This is a genomic window from Psychrobacter arcticus 273-4 (genome assembly GCF_000012305.1).
GTDB lineage: Bacteria > Pseudomonadota > Gammaproteobacteria > Pseudomonadales > Moraxellaceae > Psychrobacter > Psychrobacter arcticus.
Genome location: NC_007204.1, coordinates 1,554,504 through 1,578,805, shown reverse-complemented (window position 1 = coordinate 1,578,805; position 24,302 = coordinate 1,554,504). Strand labels below are relative to the sequence as shown.

Sequence of the window (24,302 nt, the reverse complement as noted above, 5' to 3'; positions counted from 1 at the left end):
GACTTATTTGGCATGACTGTGTATAGTTAAGACCGTTTTTAACCTATTTAATAAGCACCTATTATTTATAAATGATGATGTTAATGGCGCCTTGTATGGGCAGTTTTTATAGGTAATGCACTTTAATAGCGCGGATTTCATCATAGATACATTTTATTTTTGTTTGCTACTATTCTACCCATCAATGAAAGGATTGTATTATGTCAGACCGTTATGGTGATTTTGTTCAGTCGTCTATTGGTAAAAAGGTCGCAAAGAATCTAGGCTTACCGATGCCAGTAGATCTTGACCGCTTTGATAGTGGACAGCCTTTGGTACGTGGTAGCGTGCTGGTTGGTCGTGCTCATGGTGACGATAACGCAGTTAGTGCGTCAGTGGCTCGTATTTTGGCAGAGCTGCATACTGAAGTCTTTGTAAATAGTCGTGATAACGTAAAAGATACCCTGTCGGACGCAGGCGTTAAAGCCAAAGCCAATACCGGCAGTGATGACAAATTTAAAGTATTATTGTTTGATGCCAGCAATATTAGCAACGCTGAAGAGCTCAAACAAGTGTATGAGTTCTTTCATAGTGTTGCACGCCGTGTCGAAAAATCAGGTCGAGTGATCGTCATTGGTCGTCCACCAGAAGCGTTGACAGATATCGAAACGGCATTGGCGCAGCGCGCGCTTGAAGGTTTTGTAAAATCGGTTGGTAAAGAATTTAAGCGAGGTATTACTGCCCAGCTTATCTATGTTGCAGCAGGTGCTGAGCATAATTTAGATTCAACGCTGCGATTTTTTACCTCAGCGCGTTCAGCTTATGTATCAGGACAGGTCGTACGTGTCAGTAATGGCGCCAATATCAATGTCGATTGGAACCAGCCATTAGGTGGCAAAACCATGCTAGTTACTGGTGCAAGTCGCGGTATTGGTGAAGCAATCGCCCGTGTTTTAGCTCGTGAAGGCGCGCATGTCATCTGTTTGGATGTGCCGCAGCAGCAAGCTGACTTGCAAAAAGTGGCCAGCGAAATCAGTGGTTCTGCTTTGACAGTAGATATCACCAGTGCTGATGCAGGCAAAGAAATCGCAGAAGCGGCGAAAAAACGTGGTGGTTTAGATTCAGTGATTCATAATGCTGGTATCACCCGCGATAAAACACTGGCAAATATGGATGAGAAGCAGTGGGATATGGTACTCAATATCAATTTGGGTAGTATCGCTAAGTTAAACCACTATTTACTAGATAATGATGTATTAAAAGATGATGCGCGTATCGTCTGTGTGTCATCAATCTCAGGTATCGCTGGCAACTTGGGTCAAACCAACTATGCGACATCAAAAGCAGGTGTCATTGGTTTGGTCAATGCGACCGCCAAGCAGCTAAAAGGCAATGCAAAAGGCATGACCATCAATGCAGTTGCACCAGGATTTATCGAAACGCAAATGACCGAAGCAATTCCATTTGCTATTCGTGAAGCAGGTCGCCGTATGAACTCAATGAGCCAAGGCGGCTTGCCAGTCGATGTTGCAGAAACCATCGCATGGTTTGCATCACCTGCTTCTGGTGGTCTAAATGGCAACGTCGTCCGTGTTTGTGGTCAGAGCTTATTGGGTGCATAATTGTCCTCATATCAGATGACAATAAAGGATATGTGAGCCATAAAACTGGTAGTCAATTGCCTTTATTAAACAAGGTATTGAAGTTAGCTCACATATGCTTACGAAAAAGCTGCCCAAGGGTGGTTTTTTTATGATAAAAACACACTAATAATAAACCAAAAAACTGCTCAAGCCCTACTTAGGATTTCTTATGTCAGACAAACATTATGACGCGTTGCCAAAAGCACATACCACCTATGCCAATATTGTCAAAAGCCTATTGCCTATTGGTAACAATGGTAAAATCAGCCGCGACGAATTGCCGCAAGCGACATATTTTGTAGACGATTTGCACATTGATCAAAACAATTTAAACGATTATCGCAAAATTTGCGGCTTTGCGGATAATGGTAATGTTCCAATCACTTACTTTTCGGTACTGTCACAGGCGCTACAAATGAATATGATGGTTAAAGAACCATTTCCGTTTGCCATGCTAGGGCTAGTACATGTCGATAACAGCGTGACCCAGTATCGTGCTATTGGCGAGATTGAAACGGTTGCTATGTCAGTGATGTTCGATAATTTACGTGATCATGCCCAAGGTCAGCAGTTTGATTTTGTCACCACGGTAAAATCAGCAGACGAAATCATTTGGGAAGGCACGTCGACTTATCTATCACGTAGTAAAAAACCTGCCACTAGTAAGGATAAGAAAAGTACCCCACGTCCAGTGACTGTTAAGCCATCAATCAATAAAGAAGGTGTGCACAGTATTTTTGAAGTCCCAGAAGATATTGGTCGCCGTTATGCGTTTGTTTCTGGGGATTTTAACCTTATCCATTTGCATCCACTATCAGCGCGTGCCTTTGGTTTTCCAAAAGCTATTGCTCATGGTATGTGGTCAAAAGCTAAGTGTTTGGCGATGATGGGCGAGCTGCCTGATGCTTGTACGGTTGAGGTGTCATTCAAGCTGCCGATTTTCTTACCGTCTGAAGTAGAACTTATCACTGATCCGTTAGCGCAGTTATCAAGCACAGAAGATACCTGCCAGTTTGGTTTGTTTAGTGCAAAAAATGACAAGCCGCATCTTGCTGGTGTGATTGCCTTACGGGATGAAAATAAGTAAAATATCACTTTCATATCACAAACCACTGCTAACGAACACATTTATCCTTATGACTTTACATAAAAATGCGAAAAGCACAGTCCCCTCTGATCATTTGGCTGTGATAGAAAAATCAGCGGTTGGTGATGCTAGCAGTACCGACACTAGTAGCAACGATAATGGAATCAATCTTGCCACCATATTCGAGCCGTATTTTCGTCCTGATGAAAATACCATCGTATGCGGCGCGCTTGATGATGAAAAGGTGGCTGCATTGGCGGCAGCTGGGGTTGAATTGATTCTTAACTTGCAGCCTGATGCAGAGCTGTGCTTCGATGAGCGTACGGCTGTAGAGCGCGCCGCTATGCAATATGAGCATCTACCTATAAATGGTGCTGCTGACTTGAAGCAGCTTAAAATACTGGCGTTTGATAACATACTACGTCAGTACCATGGCAAAAAAATTGTCATGCATTGTGGCTCTGGTAATCGTGTTGGCGCTGCCATAGCGCTACGGGCTGGTTGGTTACGCGGACGTAAAATGGATACGGCTATGGAGCGTGGGCGCAGTCATGGTTTGACTAAACTTGCAGAAGAGGTTCATAATCGATTGTTAGTGCCGCGTTAAATCATAAATATCCTTAACAATAAAAAAGGCGACCATAGAGTTGCCTTTTTTATTGTTTGTTACATTTAAAATAAATAATTTCATAAATATAAAATCGAGCAGGGCACTTATGACAAATAATAATGACGATAACTATCAAAGCAGTCATCAAAACGCTGCCGCAGATAATGATACTGACAATCATATCCAACATCGTTTGCAACAGTTATTGGCATATCTACAGCTTGATGATGCGCCAGCAGGCGGAGCATTAGTGGTTTATCAAGCTGGCACGTGTATTGCGCAAGCAAGTGTGGGACTGGCACGTGCCGATTTGTCATGGAGTCCGGATACTTTATCATTGAACTTTTCGACCGGCAAAGGCGTCTTAGCAACACTGATTCATGTATTGGTCTCACAGCAAAAGCTGGATTATGACTTACCGATTGCTCACTATTGGGCAGCATTTGCCGCGCAAAATAAACAGAAAATTACTTTACGCAGTGTGATGACGCATCAAGCCAATGTATTTTCTATTCAAAGTATCGACATCGATAATGAAACCGTGCTTGATTGGGATGTTATGCTAGAGAAAATTGCAGCAATGTCGATTACCCTGCCTGAACATGCAGAATTATACGGCAGTGCATATAGTGCCTTGGTTTATGGTTGGGTACTGGGCGGTTTGATAGAAGCCGTTACTGCGATGCCATTGGCTCAAGCATTACGCCATTACCTAACGGAGCCGTTAGGTATTGCAGACAGTTGCTATTTTGGCGTACCAGAAAATCAGGTCGACAAGGTTGCACGATTGGTTAAAAACTTTGAGCCAGTAGAAGAAGCGCCAGAGAAAGCACAAGAAAGCTCACAACCGCCGCCACGCTCTCGTCGTCATAAACCAGTTTTAAAACCAGATTCAGTAGATACCTTGCGGACTTATAGCAATTTAACGAGCTATGCCTGCTGGCAACAGCAAGCAGCCAATCAGTATACAAGCCAGTTAGAAACAGCTGATAATAACGATCAAGTAGTTGAAGTATTGCCAACATTGGATACGGCACAAATCAACCGTTTATACTTTGATAACAGTCAGCTTAATCTTAAAAACTATAAAGCCGCCTTGCTACTTGCTAGCAAAGAGCCAATCGACTATTACCATCCTAAGACTTTACAAGCCACTATCCCTGCTGCCAATGGCGTCGCATCAGCACATGCACTGGCGACGATTTATGCGATGCTGGCTAATGGAGGCGTATGGCAAGGAAAAACGCTCATTAATGAAACAACCTTTAAGCAGCTATCAACGCCGCAAGTTACTGGCATGGATGCCGTTATGCCCGCCCATATGGATTGGCGCCTGGGTTATCATCGCCGCTTTAGTATATGTCAAAATAATGTTATTGATATAACCGCCAATGATAGGTCAGCCCATATGCCGCAAAGTTTTGGGCATATGGGCTATAACGGCTCGGTTGCGTGGTGTGACCCTGAGCGTCAGCTGTCGTTTGCCTTTATTCATAACTTTGATGTGACTATGCTCAATGATATCCGCCAGTTTGCGCTGACGGAAGCAGTATTAAGTCTGATTGATGCTGAGCTTTAATAATCACTAATGCTTTATATGACTAGCAGTTTTTCTGTATGAACAATAATATTTATATAGTCGGTGAAAAGTAATATCGATACAACACGTATTGCTGGTGCAAATTTTTCTTGCTTGCTGTGCCTACGCAGACAGAGGCTGCAAAAAATTTACACCAGCAATACGGTAGCGACTTTAAAGTATTTCAACTATACCATTAGTATGTTTTCTTGGGCGTCATTTTAAGCAGCTGCTTTGCCGTTAAACCGTGGATAAAAATAGAAGATAAAATCACAATTGAGCACACTATCCAAAGTTTGAGGGCATCTTCATCGTTAAAAAATCCTTGGTTGAGGGCATAAGATAAATAGTAAAGGGTGCCGATGCCGCGGATACCCAGTGCTGATATGGCGTATTTTTCAGTGCGCGGTAGATTCAGTCCTGATAAAGCAATAAATCCGCCAAGCGGACGAATCAGTAATAAAAAAGTAAAGCTGACGATATAGACGCGCCATGTCAGCTCAACGCCAGCTTGCAGACCTTGCCCAAGAAACATGCCAAAGATGACAAGTACCAGTGACATCAGTAGACCTTCTGATTGCGCAGCAAAATCATGCAGTTTATGATGGTAGGTGTGTTCAGATTCTGAACGCCGAAACGCAAATGCAGCGACAAAGACGGCGATAAAGCCATAACTATGGACGTATTCTGCCAGCCCATATGCCACCAAAGTCAGGGCAATGACGACATATCCTTGAGACATAGTCGTCTCACGGCTGTACTTCGAGAACACCAGCTTTGCCATGACTTTGCCAACGACAATACCTACCAGTAACCCTGCACCGATTTTCCACAATACATCATGGGTAAACCAAGACCACAGCATCTCCCCCGTAAAACGCTGCCCTTCGCTATAGGCTTCTGCAATCTTAATCGCAAGATAAACGAAAGGGAATGCCAGCCCATCATTTAACCCCGCCTCTGAGGTTAAGGTAAAGCGGGGCGTATCTTCGCCTCCGGTATTAGGCGGTCCAACTTGAATGCTAGAGGCCAATACAGGATCTGTTGGGGCAAGGACTGCGCCCAATAAAATTGCTGCGCCTATCGTCATACCAAAAGCATAATAACCTAAGACTGCCATTGCAAAAATACCGATGGGCATGGTAATCAGGAGTAGGCGCATCGTCGGACGCCATAATCGCCAAGACAGCTCAGTGTCAATCTTGATACCCGCACCGACCAAAGAAACCAGCACCACAATTTCGGTCAGTTTTTCGATAATCAGTCCATTATCTAGAGGGTTCAAAAATGACAAACTTGTCCAAAAATAGCCCATCAGTAGACCAAAGCTCAACTGCAGCATCGGTAAAGAGATAGGCGTACGTTTAAAGAGAATCGGAAATAGTGCACCGAATACGAAGGCAATGCCGCAGACCAATAAGAATAAACTATAATTTTCAATCATGAGGTTGGTGCACACTGTTATATAGTCGGTGAAAAGTAATATCGATACAACACGTATTACTGGTGCAAATTTTTCTTGCTTGCTGTGCCTACGCAGACAGAGGCTGCAAAAAATTTACACCAGCAATACGGTAGCGACTTTAAAGTATTTCAACTATATTTGATTTAAAGTTTAAAAAAGTTACACTTAATAGCCGTTTATAATGACGATAAAAACATCTGAATATTGCAAAAAATCGTTATCAGATAGTGATTAAATAGACAGATACGTTGTTTTTTGGTGAAAAAAAAGCCTGCATTGCGCAGGCTTAATATGATTGGTTGAAAACTTTACGTTAAGTGAGACTTTTAACGTTCAACTTGGCTGACGTCACGTACAGCGCCCGTATCGGCACTGGTGGTCATTGCGGCATAGGCACGTAGAGCAGGAGACACATGACGATCTCGGCTGACGGGTTTCCAAGCATCACGACCACGACTGTCCATCTCTTCGCGGCGAGCGGCTAACTCTTCATCACTGACCTGCATATTGATGGTACGGTTTGGGATGTCGATATGAATAGTATCGCCTTCTTGCACTAGACCAATGGCACCGCCTTCAGCGGCTTCAGGGCTGGCATGACCAATAGACAAGCCTGATGTCCCACCAGAGAAGCGACCATCTGTAAGCAGCGCACATTCTTTGCCTAAGCCTTTTGATTTTAGATAAGTCGTCGGGTAGAGCATCTCTTGCATACCAGGACCGCCTTTTGGACCCTCAAAACGAATGATAACCACATCGCCTGCGACGATTTGATCATCAAGCACCGCCGCTACCGCGTCATCTTGTGATTCAAATATGCGCGCACGTCCGGTGAAAACTAAGATGCTGTCATCAACGCCGGCAGTTTTGACCACACAGCCACGCTCAGCAATATTACCGTACAGAACCGCAAGACCGCCATCTTCTGAATAGGCATGCTGGGCACTACGGATACAGCCGGATTCACGGTTGACATCCAGATTTGACCATTCTTTTGATTGCGAAAATGCCTCAGTAGTCCGTACGCCACCAGGGGCTGCGATATAGCGTGCACGCGCTTCAAGATTGTCAGGATTCATAATATCCCATTTATCAATCGCTTCTTTCATCGTAGCACTATGAATAGTCGGCAAGTCGGTGTTGAGCAAACCAGCACGGTCAAGCTCGGCCAATAGCGCAAAGACACCGCCAGCACGATGCACATCTTCCATATGATATTTTTGTGAAGCAGGGGCAACTTTAGCCAAACAAGGGACACCACGACTTAAACGGTCAATATCGTGCATCTTGAAGTCGACTTCTGCTTCATTAGCAGCAGCAAGCAGATGCAAGATAGTATTGGTCGAGCCACCCATCGCGATATCTAAGGTCATAGCGTTTTCAAAGGCGGCTTTGGTCGCGATAGAGCGCGGCAGTACTGAATCGTCATCTTGCTCATAGCGGCGTTTGGCTAGTGACACAATAGTGCGACCCGCTTCTAAGAATAACTCGCGGCGCAGTGAGTGGGTTGCTAATAGCGAACCGTTGCCCGGTAATGCCAATCCTAATGCTTCGGTCAAGCAGTTCATAGAGTTGGCCGTGAACATACCAGAGCACGAACCACAAGTAGGGCACGCTGAGGCTTCAATAGCGGCGACGTCTTCATCGCTAATGCTATCATCTGCAGCGTCCATCATTGCATCGACTAAATCAAGCTTACGAATGGCGCCGCCGCTACTGTCTTCATTATTATGGCTTTTACCGACCGTGCTGGCTAGGATTTTGCCCGCTTCCATCGGTCCACCTGAAATAAATACTACTGGAATATTGAGGCGCAGTGCTGCCATCAACATACCAGGGGTGATTTTATCGCAGTTAGAAATACATACTAGCGCATCGGCGCAGTGGGCATTGACCATGTATTCCACAGAATCTGCAATCAAATCTCGACTCGGTAGTGAGTACAACATGCCGCTATGACCCATCGCAATACCATCATCGACCGCAATGGTATTAAACTCTTTTGCCACACCGCCTGCTTTTTCAATTTCACGTGCAACCATTTGCCCCAAGTCTTTTAGATGCACATGGCCGGGTACAAACTGAGTAAAGGAGTTGGCAATTGCAATAATAGGTTTGCCAAAGTCGCCATCAGTCATGCCAGTTGCACGCCATAGGGCACGAGCACCTGCCATATTACGACCGCCGGTAGAAGTTTTTGAATTATAATCCATGTGGTATTCCTTACAAATGAGCGAGATTTATTAAGATGTGCAGCATCCACTGCAATGTTGATAGTGTGCTTTTTATACAGGGAGAGTACTAGTGAATAATACTAAGTCGTTACCATACCATTAGATATGAGTAACTGAAAACCATTAGCCCATAACGAGCAAGACTTAAGGGTCAATAATTTATGCAATTCGCTCCAAAATAGCGGTCTCAAACCAAGGGAGCTCGCCTTTATCTGCTTCTAGCTTGGCAATGACCACCAAGGCATGAGTTGCTGGTAGGTATTGATACTCCGTATTGGCTTCTATCATTAATGGCAGCGGCTTATTGGTTTCTGTATCAATACTTTGTTCGTCAACACTAATTAGTGATTGATTATTGTTTTTATACAGGATATCAATACGACCAAAAAACTGCCAATCTTTGAAAGCAGCAAGGATGGCATCGTCTTTATCTTGGGTATAAATCTGCTGCGTCTTTTTACCGGTATTGGTCCAATGCAAGCGGACAGCGAGTTGTAATGCTTCGCTAAACACCACTAATGAGCCAACCACCTTGATATGCCACGGTGTCGATAATAACGCTTCGTCAATACCAATCAGCTTGGCAGCATCATGAGCACACATGGGCGTATTGAACTGTGCAAGTAAGCTTGGGATCAGCGGATAATTGGCTTTGATACTCTCGTCCAAGCTATCGTAATGATATAAAAATGGCAGTGGTAAGTCTTGGGTAACGGTCTTTTGACTGATTTTACAGTTATGAATACGCCAGCTGATGGCTTTATCAGTCAATGCTTGCGCTAATATAATGGCATTTGGGTCAGTGACTGCAAGGTTATTAGCCCCAAGCATTTGCTTGTCCATATCATTGTTGGTCGCAGTGTCATTGACAGACTGTATATGAGTGTCAGTATTATTAGATAATTGAGTTGGCAAGGCAGTCAAATCCATAATGGTAAGGTCTTCGAGAGAGTAGATTAATATAACATTTATCATGCATGGCTCGTCAATAAATTAATCAATAATCAAAACGGTTGGTTGGGTGATAGGGCTTAAGTGTCTATTATCCAGTACTTGTACTTAAGTGAGATTTCGTCCACTATATTTGATGATGTAAGTATCCGTTTAATACTCGCTATCCACTTAATACTAACTTCGATTCAATACTAATACAGGTTTAAGGAATAGAATAATGAGCCAAGCCAATCCGCAAACTGCTTATAAAGACGATAATATTTTTGCCAAAATGCTCGATGGTGATATCCCTTGTCATAAAGTTTATGAGGATGACAAGACTCTTGCCTTTATGGATATTATGCCGCAGGCAGCAGGGCATGTTTTGGTCATTCCTAAGCAAAAAGCGGTGGATTTAGCTGAGCTTGAACCTGAGTACGCGGCAGCTGTGTTGATGACGGCCAAAAAAGTCATGCAAGCCCAGCGTCAGGTATTTAATCGTGAAGGCATTATTCAAATGCAGCTCAACGGCGCAGAAGCGGGGCAAACGGTATTTCATTATCATGTGCATCTGATTCCCTCTAGCATTCATGAGCTTGGTCGCCATGCCGTCACACAAGCAGATCATGTAGAGCTTGCAAAAACAGCTGAGCAATTGGCAGCAATTATTAATGCGTAAGTTTAAAAGCGTCAATTTGCGTTCTGAGTCAAAATAATAAATACCATTTATTATTTGAATAAAAACAAAAAAAGGCAACTAACAAGTTGCCTTTTTTGTTTTTAGGTAATAGTACTGTAACAATTAGTTCAAGTAATGTGACAAATGGGCAGCAATACTGGGGTTTGTAATCAGTTTATGGTAAACATTAGGTCTACTCGATCGTTAATAAGAATCCGCTTATGAAGAACAAATCCTCCCGTTCCACTATTTTATTACCGGTATTTGTGCCGGCAGCAGTCATTATGCTGCTATTAGTGATTGGTACAGCCATTAATCCGGAGTCTGCTGGCGAGTTGTTTAGCACCGTTCTAAGTTTTACCACCGAGACTTTCGGTTGGTTCTATATGTTAGCAGTGGCCATATTTTTGATGTTCATCATTGTCTTGGCGTTCTCTTCTTATGGCAGTATCAAACTGGGTCCAGATCATGCGGAGGCAGAGTATAATTTTCTTGAATGGTTTGCCATGCTGTTTTCTGCAGGGTATGGCATCGCTTTACTATTCTATGGCGTAGCAGAGCCAGTTATACACTTTGCCAGTCCGCCGCTCTCAACACCGCAGACTATTGAGGCCGCCAAAGAAGCAATGCAAATTGCCTATTTTCACTGGGGCTTTCATATTTGGGCGATTTATGGCGTGGTCGGTTTGTCACTGGCATATTTCTCTTTTCGTCATGGCTTGCCCTTGTCAATGCGCTCAACACTATACCCATTAATTGGTGATAAAATTTATGGTCCGATTGGACATACCGTTGATGTATTTGCCATTGTGGGCACGATGTTCGGTATCGCGACCAGTTTGGGGATTGCTGTATCGCAAATCAACGCAGGCGTAAATTATCTATTTCCAAATACGGTACCGGTCAGCATGACGGTTCAGGTTATTATTATTGCGCTGGTGACACTAGCAGCTTTGATATCTGTCCTCGCTGGCATGGACAAAGGCGTAAAGCGACTATCGATTTTGAACATGGTGTTAGCAACGGGACTGATGCTGTTTGTCTTTATTGTGGGTCCAACCATATTTATTCTCAACGCCTTTATGGAAAATACAGGCAGCTATTTAGGTAATATCGTTGAGCGTACTTTTAGCTTGCAAGCCTATCAATCGAGTGATTGGATCGGTAGTTGGACGCTCTTTATCTTTGCATGGACGATTGCTTGGGCGCCCTTTGTCGGATTGTTTATTGCTAAGATTAGTCGGGGGCGTACTATCCGTGAATTCGTATTGGGCGTAATGTTGGTACCAACATTCTTTACGTTCTTTTGGTTCGCAGTTTTTGGCGATACAGCGCTGCATATGATTATGGTTGATGGCTACGATGCGCTTATCACTGAAGTACAAAATAACCAAGCGATTGCATTGTTTAAATTATTAGAGAACTTGCCTTTCTCTCAGATAGTGTCGTCATTGACAGTATTATTGATTATCACTTTTTTTGTGACCTCATCAGATTCAGGGTCGTTGGTTATTGACTCCCTTGCAGCGGGTGGACGTAGTGATACGCCATGGTGGCAACGTACTTTTTGGGTAGTGACTGAAGGCGCAGTTGCCGCTGTTCTGTTGGTAGCTGGTGGATTAACAGCGTTACAGACCGCAGCTATTGTCAGCGCCTTACCCTTTGCTGTTATTATATTGATTTCAATATTTGGGATGTGGCGTGCGCTACGTATTGAAGGTCATCGTAACCAGAGTCTAGGTAACGATAATAGAATCCCGCCGCATCTGCTTAAGCCATCCGCATGGCGTGAGCGCATTGATTATATGACGGATAAGCCGACTCGCGATAAAGTTTTAAGCTATATCCAAGAGACTATTATGCCGTCTATGGTAGAAGTCTCAGAGAAGTTTGCAGAAACTGGCTGGACGACTGAAGTCAATTATGATGCGATTAATAATCGCGCGGTATTGGAGTTACAACGAGGCAGTGATGTCGAGTTCTGGTATGAGGTACGCTTATCTGAGCATGATACGCCAGATTATTACACTGAAGATAACGCTGATAAATTACCGCAACAGCATGATCATCGCGCTGAAGTATATCTGCGCCGTGGTGGTCAGACCTACGACTTATATGGTTATGAGTCCGAGTCAGTCATCAATGACATTATTGATCAATTCGAGAAATATCTACACTTTGTGAACGTCTCGCCAGATATTCTACCGTGGCGTATGCAAGAGCATGATGAAGATATTACACTGGAGCAGGGCAGTGTATTTGATAAATAATCCTTTCTAATAGCATGTTAAATATTAATAAATTCTATTAGATGAGTAAATGATGGCATAATCCCTTGCAATATGCGCACGAATCCTTAGAATAACGGCTTGTTTTCATTGACTGATTTTAATTAACAGCAAGCCGTTTTTTTATGTCTATTAATTCTCCTATTTTACCTTCGTCTCTGCCTATGTCTCAGCATCCTTTATTGCAACCATTAGTGATTGGCGGCTTAACGATTGAAAACCGTCTGATAGTCGCACCGATGGCTGGTGTGACAGACAATCCTTTTCGCAGGTTGTGCAAGTCCTTTGGTGCGGGTCATGCAGTCAGTGAGATGATTATCGCTGATACGGCATTGTATGCGCGCAAAAAATCGCTGTACCGTGCCAATTTTGATAATGAGATTGCGCCTATTTCTGCCCAGATAGCGGGCGCAGAGCCTGATAAATTGGCAGAAGCGGCACGTTATCAGATTGATAATGGCGCGCAGATTATTGATATCAACATGGGATGTCCTGCCAAAAAAGTCTGCCGTAAATTGGCAGGCTCTGCATTGCTACAAGATGAGGATTTAGTAGCACGTCTATTAGATGCCGCCGTGAATGCCGTCGATGCTCCCGTCACTTTAAAAACGCGATTAGGCTATGAGAATGGACGTGAGAACATTTTGCGCGTTGCAAAGCGAGCAGAACAAGCAGGCATTGCTGCTATTGCTATCCATGGACGTACGCGCGAAGATATGTATACCGGAGAGGCACGTTACGATCTAATACGTGAGGTGAAAGAAAGTATTAGTATTCCAGTCATCGCAAATGGTGACATTGATAGTGCGCAAAAAGCGCAGCGCGTCTATGAGTTGACCGGTTGTGATGCAGTAATGATTGGGCGAGCCGCTCAAGGACAACCATGGATATTTCGTGATATTGAGCATTTTTTGCGGTCAGGGGAGACGCTGGCGCCGCCCAGTGTTAGCGAAATAAAAAAAATTGTACTGACGCATTTAGAAGAGCTGTACGGTTTTTATGGTGAATATTCAGGCTGTCGTATTGCTCGCAAGCATATCGCTTGGTATACCACTGGTATTCCGAACTCTAACGCCTTTAGACAAGCGATGTATGGTGAGGAAAGTACTGCTGGTCAGTTTCGTGTGGTGGAAGATTTTTTGCACGCCCATGAATAATAAGTAAAGATAATATGTCGAGCACAAAGTAATCCATACTTCATCTAATACATACTTCATCTAATAAGAGTGTCTATTCATTTCTTGAGTGCTATTCATCTGGTTTCTTGTGTCATTTGGCTTAATTGATGACACGCCCTATTTATTTCCTTTAACCTATATTTCTTTGTTATGATTTAGGTAAATATTAACGGAAGTCTGATTTTTAAAAGGATGCTTCATGGCCAACCCCTCAAAAAAAGCAATCAGCAAAGCAGTTCAAGACAAGAATATTATTATAACGGGGGCATCAAGTGGTATTGGTGAGCGTACCGCTTTTTTGCTTAGTGAATGCGGTGCTCATGTCATTTTGTTGGCACGTACTGAAGAGAAGCTAAAGGCCGTTAAAGAAGGTATCGAGGAGCTTGGTGGCAGAGCCAGTTATTATCCTTGTGATTTGACCAATATGGATGAAATTGAAACAGTCAGCGCACAAATTTTGGCTGATTTTGGTCATGTTGATGTATTGATAAATAATGCTGGTCGTTCAATTCGACGTTCGGTTCACGAGTCTACTGAACGTTTCCATGATTTTGTGCGCACCATGGATGTCAATTACTTTGGCGCAGTCAAAATCATCCTTGGATTTTTGCCGACGATGATTGAACGTCAAACTGGTCAAATTGTTAATATCTCATCGATTGGTGTATTGGCAAATAGTCCGCGTTTTGCAGCCTATGTCGCATCAAAATCAGCCTTGGATGCCTTTAGCCGTTGCCTAGCCGCTGAAGTCAAAGGGGATAATGTGACGATAACCAATATCTTTATGCCATTGGTACGCACACCGATGATTGAGCCAACCAAGCTTTACCGTTATATGCCAGCGCTTATGCCAGATGAGGCGGCGATGATGGTCGCCAAAGCGATTGTTCATAAACCAAATAGTATTGCCAGCAACATGGGTAAATTCGCGTCGGCTACTTATTCATTAGCACCAGCGATTAACGTTGGTATTCAGTCAATGGGTTATCGTATTTTTCCAAGCACTCGTGCTGGTCTGACTACCGATAAAAAACCAAACCTTGCTCAGCGCGCCTTTGCAAGAATACTTCCTGGTGAGTATCACTAAAATAGGGGTTTTACTAGCCCTTAAACAATAAAAAGGATACTGGAGTATCCTTTTTTAATGTCTTCAAAAGTATTGATTTTCATATAAATGGGTAGGATAGTGGCTATTTGTTCTTGGCTTCTTATTGAGGTCAAAATTTATTTATAACTATTTATCATAACGTTTCTTATGGGAAGAAGGGCGGTTCCCTAGTGAGGACTTGAATCTTTGGCTGTAGGTTAATGGTATCAGTATCTTGAGTTATTTAGGTAGTCGCGGTGTACTTGGTAATGTACACGAAGCAAGCTTTTCAAGATTCAATCGAATTACTCTTAATTATCTTAAACAATTTAACAGGTCACTTGTATGAGTGTTTTATTCGATGAAGCTTTAGATGCTCTTAAAGAAGTTAGAATATTAGCCGATGAAGAGTCTAGGAAAGTAATGGATCAGTTTGTTAGCTCATTTCCAATACGAACTAGTGGTAGCGGAGGAATTGACTGGAACAAGGTTGATAAAAAAGTGCTGCTAAACTGTATAGAAGAAACTAAAAATCAAATAAATCTCACACTGACAGATACAAATAAATCTCACACTGACAGATAGTTGTTTTGTTATCTGGAATGATGCAGCATACCCGATTATAGAGACTACTGTTGAAAGTATAGTAAATGCTTTTGACGACGTTACAGCTGTAAGTTTTGATACATGGATATTCATCCCAAAAAATAATAATGTAATTGAAAGTACTCCCTCCAGCTTAAGAATGACTACATTTTTTTAGGGTTTATTTGCATATTCTATTCATGTTCGGTGCGCTATACAGGCATCGAACTGCTAGTGTTCGATATGAAATTAATAACTATAAAACTCATAACATAGGCCATTTCAACACTCAAACAACATTTCTGTTTCTAAGCGTGGTGTTTTACTTATAAGAACCATCCAATTAGTTAGTATTTTATAAAAGCTAGAAAAATTCATTGTTTCTTCTAGTTCTGTATCGTCATAACCCCAATAAATTAATACTTCATCCTTTCTAACTTCTGCTCCCCAAGATTGCCCCCACATGTCGTAAAAGTCCAAGCTCCCTTGTTTTACCTTTTTAATTTCTTTAATCCCTTCATCCATCCAGTTTCCTAGATAGCTCAATCCAAGTCCTCCATCATCATTCAAGAAATTAAAAATTAGTCCCTTTATATTTGAACTGTTTTCTAAAATTATACCTTCTGGATATAAATCTCCATTATTCCATCTATCAGTCCAAAACAACTTAACTAACATACTATTGTCCTTTTAAAAGGGTATAACCCAACGGAACCAGCTATTTTATCCTTAAAGCCTATTATCAGGCCACTCAAAATAGACCGCTATAACGGAACCACTTAAAACAGACTAGCCAAACACACGCCACATTATCCAAAATAGCCCTGCCATAATGATAGCAATGATGAGTAGTCGCTTTGCCCAATAGGGCAGTAGGGGTTTTTTATAGCCCAAATCATTAAGCTGGTTGTTAAGACCCTCTTGCAGACTTTGAAAGTTTTGCTCAGACGGCGTGCTTTTAACTCGGCTTTTAATTAAGCGCTCAGTATCGTCCTCGGCTTGTTCTCTATCAAAGCTAAAGGCTTGACTGGGAATTCCTTGTTTATTGGCGATACTGTTTAATTTTTGCTGCTGCTGAATTTTGAGAGCAAGCTCGTATGCATCTATGCGAGATTTGGCATCATCCATGCTGATATTCTCATCAGCGGCTAAAGTCTTAATAGCCATGACCAAATTGCCTTTTTCGACCATCATTATAACGGTCTTTGGCAATTTTACTTTGGCAGGTTTTGAGCCTGAATCAGAATCAAACATGACTGTCCTTATTTGAGCATGATAATAAGTAGATTGAGGTATTATAACCCTGTTATGCAGGCAAAATTCAAGCAAAAAAAATACCGCAGTCATCATCATGTCTGCGGTATTTTTATCAATTTTATTTCATTTTAATTTATAAATCTTTCCAGCGCTGGATAGATTCTTTGATAACTTCTTTGGCTTCTTCCACGTCACCCCAAGATTCAACCACAGTAGTACCTGGTTTTTTAAGGTCTTTATAATGGCTGAAATGGAACTCTAACTGATTGATCAGCTGCTTTGGTAAGTCCGCTAGACTGTTATAAGCATTGCCTGTATCACGGTCGTCAGCAGGTACCACAACGATTTTGTCATCGACTTCGCCATCATCAACGAACTTCATCACACCGATTACTTTGGCTTTTAAGAAAATTCCAGTCGGTAACGGCTGTTCAGTGATGATAAGCGCATCAAGCTCATCGCCATCTTCATCAAGAGTTTGTGGGATAAAACCATAGTTGCAAGGCTTGGCAAAAATCTGTGGATCAACACGATCAAGCTCAAATACGGCCAACTCGCGATTCCACTCAATTTTATGGCTACTACCGGTTGGGATTTCTACTACGACATTAATAATGCCACCGTCGACGTCGCCTGCGTCCAAAATTTTATTAAAATCTGCCATAAAATACTCCAATTTGCTTTTGTTATGAATAATTGAGTCGTAAAAGGTTAAAGTCGGCGTACAAGGTTTGTTACTGCGCCCAATTTGTGCCGTGTGCGATTATAACAAGTTTGAATTAAATTTTCTCATAATGCTTAAGTCTAAGCGCGCACGATATTATGCAAAAAAAGATTATGCAAAAAAAGAATCAACGGTCTTATTTTGGCGCTAATTCACGCAATGGGATCACTCCTGCATGACGCTGTGCAATATTGTCGATGAGCTTTTGCGTAAATTGCTCATAGGTAATCGTTTTTGCGTCATCGGTAAGCGTAGGGTTATTTGGCTGTGGAGTGGTCGCTTGATTCATATTAACAAAATCCGCCAAACGCAACATTTGCATGCCAGCGTAACCACAAGGATTGATGGCATTAAATGCTGATAAATCACAATTTAAATTAATGGCAACACCATGGTAGCTAAAACCATGCTTGATTTTAAAGCCAAGCGACGCAATTTTGCCAATCATAATGGTATTATCAACTTTTATCTCATCAGTAGAGCGATGAGCACTGTCAATTTCTGCAGCCGTATCAGCATATATATAGACACCAGGCGCATCACGGCGGGCACGGGCGCTGATATGGATGGTGTCAGTCGATGCTGGGCTTTTGAGGCAGTCATTGACCACATCCTCAATCGCTTGCTCAGCATGAGAGACCATATTACGCACACTCCAGCCCACACTGTCCAAATCAAACAGCCAATACATAACCAGCTGCCCGTGCCCGTGCCATGTAACCTGACCACCACGATCCGTTTTGATGATAGGGGTATTGGTACGTTGTAATATATGCTCTTCTTTACCTGCTTGCCCAAGGGTATAAACGTCATTGTGATCGACAATCCATAACTCATCAGGCGTACGCAACCCTTGCTCTTTTTTAAGAGCGATACGCGCTAAGGTACGTGATAACATGGCATCGAGGGTAGGCACATAGTCAGCAGCTGTGATTGATTTTGTGATGAGGGTATCATTAAGTGGTTGCGTATTAAGCGCCTGCATAGTATTTGGCATGAGAGTGGCTGTCTTATATTTTTGTTGTGTAAAAGGGGCTATCTATTGTTAATATTACAGTCATTGAGTGTAGCAGTTTTCATATTGTCGCCCAAATTTTAATTTGGATTATATTTATCTATAAAAATATTAAGAGATAACATATCCAAAAAAAGCCACCTTGCAGTGAGCGGATACGCATCGTATACAAACCCATGGATGCATTAAAGATGCTGTTCACTCAGGGATCAATGGGCTACATTAAATAGTACCAAACAAAAGTAATATCTAAGAGAATGGTATTCTATAAAATGGAATTTTAGCCGTATTCACTATTAGGCTTTATATAGTTGAAATACTTTAAAGTCGCTACCGTATTGCTGGTGTAAATTTTTTGCAGCCTCTGTCTGCGTAGGCACAGCAAGCAAGAAAAATTTGCACCAGTAATACGTGTTGTATCGATATTACTTTTCACCGACTATAGTTATAGCGTCTTAAATTTAACAAAGCGTGCCGACTCTCACGTATATGACAAGGAAGATATATGACAGACAGCGATCAAAACAATCAGGTTCAAACGATACATCCTAGCTACGATGAGCACAATGAGCACAATGAGCACAATGAGCACAATGAGCACAATGAGCACAATGAGCACAATGAGCACGAAGGGCTTAGTATTATTAAAACCGTGGCGGATATGCAGTCACAGTTTTTACGCTTACAAAATTTAAGCCGTACTCAGCCGATTAATGATTGGGCGACTCGTAGAGACCAACTAGATAATCTGGAGCTGATGCTGAGTGATAACCAACAACTGCTTGCTAATGCTATCAGCGCTGATTTTGGCTATCGTAGTGAATCAGAAACTCAATTTGCCGAGCTGTTTCCGAGCTTTACGGGTATCAGTCATGCCAAAAAGCACGGTAAAAGGTGGATGAAGGCGCAGCGAGTATCGAGTTCAGCGCTATATATGCCAGCACATAATGAGATTTTGCCACAGCCATTGGGTGTGGTCGGTATTATGGTGCCTTGGAACTATCCCTTATTTTTAGCAATAGGACCGATGATTGATGCGCTTACCGCTGGCAACCGCATCATGATTAAAATGAGTGAAGCGGCTCCGCAATTTGCGCAAACGTTTGCAGAAACTATTTCGCGTTATTTTTCAGCAGATATGGTTTGTGTGGTCATCGGTGAAGTTGAGATTGCCGCAGCCTTTAGCAAGCTGCCCTTTGATCACTTGCTTTATACCGGCTCTACCGCCGTTGGAAAAAAGGTGATGGCCGCGGCAGCGCCGAATCTGACACCTGTCACGCTTGAGCTTGGTGGTAAGTCACCAGTAATAGTACTAGAGGGTGCTAACTTAGAAAATGCAGTCAATCGTGTGATGATGGGCAAGACTTTAAACGCTGGTCAGACTTGTATCGCACCTGACTATGTACTGATTCAGCGCCAATATCATGATGAATTTGTGCGTCTGGCAAAAGAGTGGATGGAGAAACACTATCCCAATATTGAAAGCAATCCTGATTACTCGCGCATTATTAATGCTCAGCAGTTCAAGCGTGTCAAAGGCTATTTGGACAGTTTGTCAGGCGAGGGTATCCACCGGTTAACGGATGCAGAAGCCAGTATTGAAACTCGCCTCATGCCACCGGTCATCGTCAGCGAGCCTGCGCCTGAGAGTGATGTGATGCAAAACGAGATATTTGCACCCGTTTTACCGCTCATGCACTATGATACTCTTGATAATGCGATTGCATTTATTAACGCCCGTCCACGCCCATTGGCACTATATGTCTTTGGCGATAATAACCGTGATATCGATAAGGTACGCACCAATACGGTATCGGGCGGTCTGTGTATTAATGAGGTTATTATGCATGTGGCGCAGCATGACTTGCCATTTGGCGGTGTTGGTGATTCAGGTACAGGCGCTTACCATGGCAAAGCTGGCTTTGAGCGTTTAAGTCACATGAAACCTATCTTTGTACAATCCAAATTGAATGGTTTAAATATATTATTACCGCCATATGGCGGCTTGTTTAAAAAGGCAATGGCGCTGTTTTTGAAATAGTATTTTTAAAATATAGTTGAAATACTTTAAAGTCGCTACCGTATTGCTGGTGTAAATTTTTTGCAGCCTCTGTCTGCGTAGGCACAGCAAGCAAGAAAAATTTGCACCAGTAATACGTGTTGTATCGATATTACTTTTCACCGACTATAGCTGTTCTAAGGTAGTCACTATTTAATCAATGGCTACTAACTGTTAACTGATATGAGGCTCCGCTCATATTAGATGATGGTGAGCGATATTATAATTAACAGTATCTACTGAGTGAACTGACCCCTATAAGTTGTGTCCAACTTATAGGGGTCAGTTCAATTCTTAGCGTCTTTTTTATAGGTGATAGGCGACTATAATGTGGTAAATAGCCCTATGAATCGTAGTAATTTTGCTGCAATGCATAGTGAACTCTGAAAAATAACCTAAATTTCGTTATACTCAAACGCTTATGATTTATCTATTAGTAATATATTATATCGTTACGTCCACCTATTTTGTCGCTTGCTTCGTTTAGCGATCTTTCATCTTTGTATTTAAGGCTGTAACATGACCGTTACCCATACTTCTACAACTTTTGAGCCCATTATTACCTCGTTACTTGATAACGATTTGTACAAATTTACCATGCTGCAAGCCATGCTACATCAGTTTCCGCAGACTCATGGTGTCTACCGCTTTCGCTGCCGTAATAATAAAGATGCCGCTTATCCACTTGCTGATATCAAAGACGCATTAGAAAAACAACTAGACAGCTTATGTGAACTGCGATTTTTAGAAGATGAACTAGAATACTTGCGTGGTTTACGCTTTATGCGTTCAGACTTCGTTGATTACTTGGAGTTGTTTAAGTTAAAACGTCGTTTTATCACGGTGACTACCGATGATAAAGGTCGCCTATTTATCGATATCGAAGGTCCGATGATTCAGGCGATGTTCTTCGAAGTGTTCGTGCTAGCCATTGTTAATGAGCTATATTTCAAGGCGTTAACCGACGCTAGCGTACTTGAAGAAGGGCAGCGCCGCCTAGATGAAAAAGTTGAATTATTGCATCGTTATGCTGCCGAACAAGCAGGCAACAGCCGTGATATTCCGCCTTTTATCGTCGCTGATTTTGGTACACGTAGACGGTTTAATAAAGACTGGCAAGCCCATGTGGTTGAAACTTTGCACAAGGCTGAACCAAAAATAGTGGGCGGCACCTCCAACGTTTATTTGGCAAAAAAGCTTGGCATGACGCCAATTGGTACGATGGCACATGAGTTTATGCAGGCATTTCAGGCATTGGATGTGCGCCTACGTGATTCACAAAAAGCAGCGCTTGAGGCTTGGGTACACGAATATCGCGGTGATTTGGGTATTGCGCTGACCGATGTCGTTGGCATGGATGCGTTCTTACGTGATTTTGATTTGTATTTTGCCAAGCTTTTTGATGGTCTGCGCCATGATAGTGGCGACCCGTATCTTTGGGGTGATAAGGCGATTGCCCATTATAAAAAGCTAAAAATAGACCCAAGAACTAAGGTGTTAACCTTTAGTGATGGCTTGGATCTGAATAAGGCGTGGGATTTACATCAATATTTTAAAGGTCAAATTAAAACCAGCTTTGGTATTGGCACCAATCTCACCAATGATATGGGCATCACACCGTTAAATATCGTTCTAAAATTGGTTGAATGTAATGGACAGCCAGTCGCTAAGCTGTCTGATAGCCCAGGCAAGACAATGATCAATAATGATACCTATCTTGCCTATCTGCGCCAAGTGTTTGACGTCGATGAGCCAGAATAGAAAAACAGCTTAGCTGTGAGTTTTTTCGGTTTTATCTTCTTCAGCAAAGGCGGCATCTAATGCTTGTTGTACTGCGTTGATACGAGTCTCGCAAATGCGATAAGCGGCAATAGACTCTTCAACGGTGGTCATTAGATTATCAATATCAGGTTCATCTTGTTGCTGCAATTCAGCCGCGTTATTTTTTAGAATGTCGTAAGCCGCCTTAAAGGTTTTTGGGGCGGCTTTTTTGCGTTTACGAGTAGGGGTGGTCATAAGGTTTCCTAATGTTCAAAGTAAAAGTAAGAAATAATCGCGAAGTATTATTATGGCGTTATAGTCGGTGAAAAGTAATATCGATACAACACGTACTACTGGTGCAAATTTTTCTTGCTTGCTGTGCCTACGCAGACAGAGGCTGCAAAAAATTTACACCAGTAGTACTGTAGTGACTTTAAAGTATTTCAACTATAGGTTGAAACTTCTGTGGATTCTGTGGGTTTTTTATTCATCTTAATGTCAATAATCTGCGCTTTTGCTTTACCGTCTTTTAAGGCGATATGAATGGTTTGCTCAGGGTAAAGCTGGTTGCTACTGGTCAGTATTCGTTTGTCTTTTTCATCAGTGAGTATGCTATAGCCTTGCTTCAGTACGCGAGACGGTCGATGTAAAAGTACGATATCACGCAGATGCTCACTATTTCGCTGTGCTTGTATTAGTTGCTGCTGAGCACTTTGCATCATGGTTTTCTGATGGCTTTTACTATAAGTAGAGGCGAGTGAAAGTTGTTGATATACAGAGGATTGAGTCTGTGTATGCAGCTCGCTTGCTTGTCTTGCTGCCTGCTTTACTTGGCGATTTGCACTTTGTTGAATGCTACGCCACGCATAAGCACTGTCTTTTTGTAGTGCTGTTAATTGACCAATCGTTTGTGATTGTATCTGGCTCAATTGCCTTGAGGTCTGCTGCATCGCTGTATTTAATTGACGCTGAGCCGCTTGTTTAATTTGCATTTGATATTGCAAAGTTTGAGCGACCAGCTGTGCTAAGTGAGCGCTGATAGCAGCAATAACTTTGGATGGTGTATCAAAGCTAGTATGTGCAACTTCATCTAAGATGACTTTGTCACGCTCATGACCAATCCCAACCCAAACAGGGATAGGCTGTTCAGCAACTAAAGCGGCAAGCTCATAATCGTTCAGATAGGCCAAGTCACCGACAGCGCCACCTCCTCGAATAATTACTAATAAGTCTGGTAGACGCTGATAGATATCTTGAAATTGCTGCTGGGCGCTGATGATTGCTTGGCGTATTTCCGCTGGGGCATGATTGCCTTGAAACGTGGCGTTATGATAATGAAAATGACAAGCGCCTGTACTAGCGAGTCTATTGGCGTCCGCTTGAAAATCGCCTAGCCCTGCTGCTTTTTCAGGAGCGATGACCAATACATGCTCGATATCAAACGGGGTGGGCAGCTGCTGATTAAGGTGTAATAGTCCTTCACCTGCCAAGCGGTCGACCATCTCAGCATATTGACGCGCCAAATCGCCTAACGTATAGCTGGGGTCAATATCTTCAATGGTGAGCGAAAAGCCATACTGCGCATGGAAGCCTGCCGATACTTTTAATAAAACCGTTAAATCGCGATCCAGTGGCATACCCGTTGCCCGCTCAAATTTGGCTAAGACACGCACGGCTTTAAAGCGCCACAGGTTACCACGGCAGCTGGCAATGACTTTGCCGTCGTCATCTTTTTCTGCTAATTCAAAGTAATAATGCCCACCTTTACTGGATAAATTTCGAATCTCAGCTTTGACCCAGACACGGTGATTAAAGGTCTGCTTGATCACCATGTCGACCGCTGACAAGTAATCACTAAGGCACAGGACGGTATCTTCTAAGTTACCTTCTAGACTGTTTTCTTTTTCTGCTAGTTCTGCCTCCAAGGTCGCTAAATCTTTGGCAGGCGCTAATACTTTAGTGTGCTTGGTACTTGAAAGATTGGGTTTGCGCATAATAATAGACCAAAGGTAATGAGGGCTTAGAGACCGGCTAGGCAAAGTAAAAGACGAGATAGGGTAGTTTAACCCAAAAGCTTCTGCACAAAAAGCAAAGCCAACAAGCAGCGATTGATATTATATCTTTATCGCAAGCTTATTG

The 24,302-nt window shown here is 42.6% G+C and carries 20 protein-coding genes; 11 read left to right on the top strand and 9 right to left on the bottom strand.

Annotated elements, in window-relative coordinates; all coding sequences use genetic code 11:
* The first annotated feature begins 200 nt into the window (after nt 1-200).
* The 4 genes from PSYC_RS06790 (at nt 201) to PSYC_RS06775 (ending at nt 4,898) form a co-directional block, all read left to right on the top strand.
* The gene (locus tag PSYC_RS06790) at nt 201-1,601 is read left to right on the top strand and encodes a 3-oxoacyl-ACP reductase (protein ID WP_011280581.1); all 1,401 of its coding nucleotides are present in this window, start codon (nt 201-203) and stop codon (nt 1,599-1,601) included.
* Nucleotides 1,602-1,791: 190 nt separating this feature from the next.
* A complete protein-coding gene (locus PSYC_RS06785; RefSeq protein WP_011280580.1) occupies nt 1,792-2,709 on the top strand; it encodes a MaoC family dehydratase in 918 nt (305 codons plus the stop codon).
* Between the two features lie 49 nt (nt 2,710-2,758).
* Complete coding sequence (locus PSYC_RS06780) at nt 2,759-3,316, top strand: beta-lactamase hydrolase domain-containing protein (protein WP_041757697.1); 558 nt, start codon at nt 2,759-2,761, stop codon at nt 3,314-3,316.
* 109 nt (nt 3,317-3,425) lie between these two features.
* Nucleotides 3,426-4,898: a serine hydrolase domain-containing protein gene (locus tag PSYC_RS06775; RefSeq protein WP_011280578.1), complete on the top strand. Its 1,473-nt coding sequence runs from the start codon at nt 3,426-3,428 to the stop codon at nt 4,896-4,898.
* Nucleotides 4,899-5,094: 196 nt separating this feature from the next.
* Here the strand turns inward: PSYC_RS06775 and PSYC_RS06770 are convergent, their stop codons facing one another.
* The 3 genes from PSYC_RS06770 to PSYC_RS06760 form a co-directional block, all read right to left on the bottom strand.
* Nucleotides 5,095-6,342, bottom strand: coding sequence for a cation:proton antiporter (locus tag PSYC_RS06770; RefSeq protein WP_011280577.1), 1,248 nt, complete (start codon nt 6,340-6,342; stop codon nt 5,095-5,097).
* A 347-nt stretch (nt 6,343-6,689) separates the two neighbouring features.
* Nucleotides 6,690-8,576 (bottom strand): dihydroxy-acid dehydratase, encoded by a 1,887-nt coding sequence (gene ilvD, locus PSYC_RS06765; protein WP_011280576.1) that lies wholly within the window; start codon nt 8,574-8,576, stop codon nt 6,690-6,692.
* A gap of 180 nt (nt 8,577-8,756) precedes the next feature.
* Nucleotides 8,757-9,572, bottom strand: coding sequence for a hypothetical protein (locus tag PSYC_RS06760; protein ID WP_011280575.1), 816 nt, complete (start codon nt 9,570-9,572; stop codon nt 8,757-8,759).
* A gap of 196 nt (nt 9,573-9,768) precedes the next feature.
* Here PSYC_RS06760 and PSYC_RS06755 point away from each other — a divergent pair, with 196 nt between their 5' ends.
* The 5 genes from PSYC_RS06755 to PSYC_RS06735 all read left to right on the top strand — a co-directional run bounded on the left by PSYC_RS06755 (nt 9,769) and on the right by PSYC_RS06735 (nt 15,347).
* Nucleotides 9,769-10,209: an HIT family protein gene (locus tag PSYC_RS06755; RefSeq protein WP_011280574.1), complete on the top strand. Its 441-nt coding sequence runs from the start codon at nt 9,769-9,771 to the stop codon at nt 10,207-10,209.
* Between the two features lie 221 nt (nt 10,210-10,430).
* Nucleotides 10,431-12,479, top strand: coding sequence for a BCCT family transporter (locus PSYC_RS06750; protein ID WP_011280573.1), 2,049 nt, complete (start codon nt 10,431-10,433; stop codon nt 12,477-12,479).
* Nucleotides 12,480-12,622: 143 nt separating this feature from the next.
* Complete coding sequence (gene dusB, locus PSYC_RS06745) at nt 12,623-13,654, top strand: tRNA dihydrouridine synthase DusB (RefSeq protein ID WP_011280572.1); 1,032 nt, start codon at nt 12,623-12,625, stop codon at nt 13,652-13,654.
* A gap of 220 nt (nt 13,655-13,874) precedes the next feature.
* Nucleotides 13,875-14,762: an SDR family NAD(P)-dependent oxidoreductase gene (locus PSYC_RS06740; protein WP_011280571.1), complete on the top strand. Its 888-nt coding sequence runs from the start codon at nt 13,875-13,877 to the stop codon at nt 14,760-14,762.
* A 345-nt stretch (nt 14,763-15,107) separates the two neighbouring features.
* Nucleotides 15,108-15,347: a hypothetical protein gene (locus PSYC_RS06735; RefSeq protein WP_041757694.1), complete on the top strand. Its 240-nt coding sequence runs from the start codon at nt 15,108-15,110 to the stop codon at nt 15,345-15,347.
* Nucleotides 15,348-15,629: 282 nt separating this feature from the next.
* On the opposite strand, the gene PSYC_RS06730 is transcribed toward PSYC_RS06735, so the two are convergent.
* The 4 genes from PSYC_RS06730 to PSYC_RS06715 form a co-directional block, all read right to left on the bottom strand.
* Nucleotides 15,630-16,025 carry a hypothetical protein gene (locus PSYC_RS06730; protein WP_011280570.1) on the bottom strand — a complete coding sequence of 132 codons (396 nt, stop codon included), beginning with the start codon at nt 16,023-16,025 and terminating at the stop codon, nt 15,630-15,632.
* Between the two features lie 111 nt (nt 16,026-16,136).
* Entirely contained in the window at nt 16,137-16,601 is a 465-nt protein-coding gene (locus tag PSYC_RS06725) for a hypothetical protein (RefSeq protein ID WP_011280569.1), read from the bottom strand.
* Between the two features lie 136 nt (nt 16,602-16,737).
* The gene (locus PSYC_RS06720) at nt 16,738-17,268 is read right to left on the bottom strand and encodes an inorganic diphosphatase (protein WP_011280568.1); all 531 of its coding nucleotides are present in this window, start codon (nt 17,266-17,268) and stop codon (nt 16,738-16,740) included.
* A 196-nt stretch (nt 17,269-17,464) separates the two neighbouring features.
* Nucleotides 17,465-18,325, bottom strand: a complete 861-nt coding sequence (locus PSYC_RS06715) for a lipoyl protein ligase domain-containing protein (RefSeq protein ID WP_011280567.1) — start codon at nt 18,323-18,325, stop codon at nt 17,465-17,467.
* Between the two features lie 523 nt (nt 18,326-18,848).
* Between PSYC_RS06715 and PSYC_RS06710 the strand changes: the two genes are divergently transcribed.
* Nucleotides 18,849-20,384, top strand: coding sequence for a coniferyl aldehyde dehydrogenase (locus PSYC_RS06710; protein ID WP_011280566.1), 1,536 nt, complete (start codon nt 18,849-18,851; stop codon nt 20,382-20,384).
* 537 nt (nt 20,385-20,921) lie between these two features.
* Nucleotides 20,922-22,163: a nicotinate phosphoribosyltransferase gene (gene pncB, locus PSYC_RS06705; RefSeq protein WP_011280565.1), complete on the top strand. Its 1,242-nt coding sequence runs from the start codon at nt 20,922-20,924 to the stop codon at nt 22,161-22,163.
* Between the two features lie 9 nt (nt 22,164-22,172).
* On the opposite strand, the gene xseB is transcribed toward pncB, so the two are convergent.
* Together xseB and xseA are read right to left on the bottom strand one after the other, a co-directional pair.
* Nucleotides 22,173-22,418, bottom strand: a complete 246-nt coding sequence (gene xseB, locus PSYC_RS06700) for an exodeoxyribonuclease VII small subunit (RefSeq protein WP_011280564.1) — start codon at nt 22,416-22,418, stop codon at nt 22,173-22,175.
* A 188-nt stretch (nt 22,419-22,606) separates the two neighbouring features.
* Nucleotides 22,607-24,157, bottom strand: a complete 1,551-nt coding sequence (gene xseA, locus PSYC_RS06695) for an exodeoxyribonuclease VII large subunit (protein ID WP_011280563.1) — start codon at nt 24,155-24,157, stop codon at nt 22,607-22,609.
* Nucleotides 24,158-24,302 lie beyond the last annotated feature (145 nt).